This window comes from Cryobacterium sp. M91, assembly GCF_002929615.1.
GTDB lineage: Bacteria > Actinomycetota > Actinomycetes > Actinomycetales > Microbacteriaceae > Cryobacterium > Cryobacterium levicorallinum.
The window spans coordinates 1-4,052 of the sequence record NZ_PJJT01000032.1 but is presented as its reverse complement, the minus strand read 5'-3'; the positions used below and the strand labels follow the sequence as shown (position 1 = coordinate 4,052).

The 4,052-nt window shown below is 59.9% G+C and carries 2 protein-coding genes and 1 pseudogene; 2 read left to right on the top strand and 1 reads right to left on the bottom strand.

Translation table 11 applies throughout. The annotated features are described in order from the left end of the window. Nucleotides 1-252 precede the first annotated feature (252 nt). Nucleotides 253-462, top strand: coding sequence for a DUF2945 domain-containing protein (locus CXY80_RS00395; protein ID WP_104131165.1), 210 nt, complete (start codon nt 253-255; stop codon nt 460-462). 238 nt (nt 463-700) lie between these two features. Here CXY80_RS00395 and CXY80_RS00390 read toward each other — a convergent pair whose 3' ends face one another. Next, a complete protein-coding gene (locus tag CXY80_RS00390; protein WP_158251497.1) occupies nt 701-2,410 on the bottom strand; it encodes a leucine-rich repeat protein in 1,710 nt (569 codons plus the stop codon). Nucleotides 2,411-2,981: 571 nt separating this feature from the next. On the opposite strand from CXY80_RS00390, the pseudogene CXY80_RS20560 reads away from it, so the two are divergent. Continuing rightward, nucleotides 2,982-3,521: pseudogene (locus CXY80_RS20560) on the top strand (DUF6226 family protein); the annotation flags it as partial. Nucleotides 3,522-4,052: the final 531 nt, after the last annotated feature.

The following is a 4,052-nucleotide window of genomic DNA, read 5'->3' as shown; positions in this document are numbered from 1 at the left end:
CTGTGCCCTGGCGTTGTCACCGATCACTGATCGGAGACGCATTACTGGCGCGGGACTTTCAGGTTCTCGACATCATGAGTCTGACCTCGACCAAGCCGCACACCCTGACCAGCTTTGCCAAAGTCGATGGCGACCGTGTCTGGTACCCACCAGAAGAGTGATCGATGAGGGTGCCAATCCAGATCGGGGCGACGTAGTACAGCGAATATGGTGAAGAGATTCGGCAACAGTGTGAAAGCGGAAGGTACACCAATGATAAAAAAATTCTCAGTCGGCGATCACGTGCGCTGGAACTCCGAGGCCGGACATGTGCGCGGCACCATTACGAAGATTCATACGAAGGACGTGGAATACAAAGGCCACATTCGCCGCTGCAGTGTTGATGATCCGCAGTACGAGATCACGAGCGACACGACCGATCACGTGGCGATGCATAAGGGCGAGGCCCTGACGAGAATCTAGCCGTGCGCGGCCACCGACGGGATACCAACGCGAACGTGCCCACGTTCTGTGCTTGCTGGCATCGGTGATGGCGGCCACGATCGGAGGGCGGCGGTGGGTCGCTTGCCGAGACCGCAATAGGACTGCCGTCACCCGGCTACGCGAGGTGCCGACAGCGCGTTGCTGACACAGCACTGGCTCGTCGCTGCAGCGAAAGCTGCGGCGACGAGCCAGTGCTGTGTCCTTTTGAGTGGATGCCCTACGCGGCGACCCGGCGGCGACCCACGACGAGCGCGGCTCCAGCCAGCAGCAACAGCAACGCAGCGATTCCAAACGGCGCACCCACAAAGCCGGTGCTAGCCAGCGCAGAAACCGAGGCAGCAGCACTCACCGAGGGGACGGCATCCGCTTTGACGTCCGACAGATACGTCATAACTCCCGCGGCACTCACGCTGAAATACGTGACATTGCTGATCGGGCTGCCGTCGGCGGCCGTGCCACTGAACGTGACGGTGTGCGCGCCGGCAGCCAAACCAGACGGCATGACACCCGAACCCGAGAACGTGCCGTCAAGACCGGCCGACCCAAACGCAATCGTCATCGGCGTCGAACGAACGATCACGGTGTAGGCCGACCCGGCCAGCAGCCCCACGCCAGAGACGGTGACCGTCGAACCAGCAACGGCGTCGCCAACGGCGAGCCCCAGGTCGAGGGTGAGCGCAGCGTCAACGACGGTCCACTTCGCGTACACGGTCTGATTAGCAGTCACCAGTTGGGTTGAAGCAAACGGCACCGTCAGGTTGGTGTCGGTGAACCAGCCATCAAAAGTCCACCCCGACGCCGACGGAGCAGGCAGGTCACCGACCGGACCGTCCATCGTCACCGTCCGAGGAGCCACGGCAGTGCCATGCCCGTTCAAGTCAAATGACACGATCGGGTCAACGACGGTCCACTTCGCGTACACGGTCTGATTAGCAGTCACCAGTTGGGTTGAAGCAAACGGCACCGTCAGGTTGGTGTCGGTGAACCAGCCATCAAAAGTCCACCCCAACGCCGACGGAGCAGGCAGGTCACCGACCGGACCGTCCATCGTCACCGTCCGAGGAGCCACGGCAGTGCCATGCCCGTTCAAGTCAAATGACACGATCGGGTCAACGACGACCGCGGATGCGTAGCCTTGCCAGGTCGGAGAGGTGAACCCACCGACGACGCCGAACGCAGACTTGTAGTGCACGGTCAAGCCGGCAGCGTTACCCAGTGACGGGTTGTTGGTAAGGGGAGATATGGTGGTCGGCGCAGCGCCGGCAAACGTCACCGAGGCCAGCAACGAGTTACCGCCAAACGCACCCATCCCCACGTTCGTGACCGTCGAAGGGAAAGTCATTGACGTGAGCAGGTTGCCACCGAAGGACCAACCACCTACCGTGACAAGTCCCTCATGCAGGGTCACCGAGGTCAAACGATTGGAGTTGAACGCAACTATGCCAATACTGGTCACTGATGCCGGAATGTCAACAGAAGCCAAAGAGTTGTTCTGGAAGGCATTGTCACCAATCGTGCGGAGCCCCTGATTCAGGGTCACCGAGGTCAGAGCGGCACCATAGAACGCCCAGAAAGCGATCGAAGTCACAGACGACGGAATGACCACGGATCCCAACAGGTTCCCCATGAACGCCGAGTTGCTAATCGTGATGACCGAGCCTGGAATGGACACGGATGTAAGACTCTTGTCGCGAAAGGAGCTGTCGCCAATGACGGTGACCGCATAGGCCGTGTCCGAAGCCGGAGTGACGCTGCTGGGAATCACGACGGATTTCGTCGCTGTGGCGGAATACGCTGTCGTCGTCGCGGTGTGCGTTGCGTCGTTCAACAGATAGGTGATGCCGTTCTCAGTGAACGAGAACATGGCGGCCTGTGCTGGCGCAGCGATCAACACCGAAGCTGCGAGCACCGAGACTAAAACCAGCACCCCACCCCTGAAAGCTGCGACCAACCGAGTTGATTTGTATCGCGCGAACAAGAAATTTTTAGTCATTTACTACCCCTACGTTCAACCCCGGGTCCCCCGCCAAACCGCGGACAACCGACGACAAGGAATCTCGGCAATCACCGAGATTCTCAGCATATTGGGAGCAGTACCCATTTGTCCCCTTTTTGGGGGACTGATCATGCTTTTTTCGGTGGTGTGCGAAGTTTCAGCGCGCATCGGATGACCGCGCCCCCGTCTGCCGGCGCCGACGCATCCGCTACGCGCATGACCGCCCCCGATATTGACAGCCGCTACGCCAGTTACCGTAGAGCGCACCCACATCGGGCGCACCCGCGCGATGGGCGACTGCGCGCGCGACGCCCGGGCGGCCCATGACAGTTAGGAGAGGCTGACGGCGGGCTGACGCGTGGCACACGCGGTCTTCGCTAGTACCGCATAAGCTCGCGGTGTGAGCGAGTATCGACGTCCAACTCTCCCTCTAGTCACCTATCACGATGAGAAAGGCGCCCCGATTGAATACGGTGCGCGATGGTAAGGCGAGTCGCCGCCTGAAGAGGCGTACTCGCGCACGAGGAATCTAGAACGATTCTTACCGCTTCACAGCGTCGCCCAATCGCTTAGCGAATGGCTGGAAGCCACATTCGAGGTGGCTGTTGAGTATGACCCCGCGGTGGCATCCGACCTGATCCACGCCCCCGCTGACATCGTCGGTGCCATGCGGCTGATACTCCACGATGCTTCGGCAGCCCCGCTGACATTCGTACTCACGCCTTTGACCGGGGTCTACGTCCACGCAGGACTCCTCCATGACTTTCTATTCCCAGTTTGTGGCTGCGACGCCTGTGACGAAGACGTTTTCGGCCTCGCAGACGAGCTGGAATGGACCGTGCGCACCGTCGTGGCCGGCGGTTACTCCGAATGGTTTGAGCCTTGGCCGAGTCCCTGGATCGCTTCACAGCGTGAAGAACCGGCGGGCCGCATGCGAGGCAGCCGATCGCACTTTCACGATTTGCCAATCGAGCGTGTCCGAAACGCACGCGCTCGCATTCCTGATTCCGGCCGGTGGGTTGTCTGGCCGGAAAAGTCATGACATGACAACCCCGCGCTAGTTGAACCTCGGAGTCATCCACGCGCTCATGCGCCTTGTCTCGAATCCCTAGGGATACAAGACGTCTCACGCCCATGTTTCGACTCCCTGCGCGTTCGCCGGAATTGTGCGGCGGCGCCGATTCTCATAACTACGTCGCATAACCGTATGCCTGAACCGTGGTACTCACCATTGGTTATGAGACACTCCGGGAGCAGAAATGACGAAACTGATCAGTGTCATTTTTCGAAGTCTTCTGCACAAATGTTCGTACTCGCGTGCACGCCTCGCTCCAGCCACCGACGAACCTCCATCCCCGTAGGGGGAACGCTATGCGCGAGGTCTGACATTCCTGCTCGGGGGTACATCTGAAGGTCAGTTGACGTCAGCCGTTATCGGCCAGACTCCTAAGGTCCACGTCGAAAGCCTCTTCCACAAACGCGATGGTGACAGGCTGATCGTCGAGCGAGGCGCGGATTCTTTGCGGTGCGTAGTGCCCTTTCTTCTTGCTAATTCGCTTGGCCTCCTCACGTG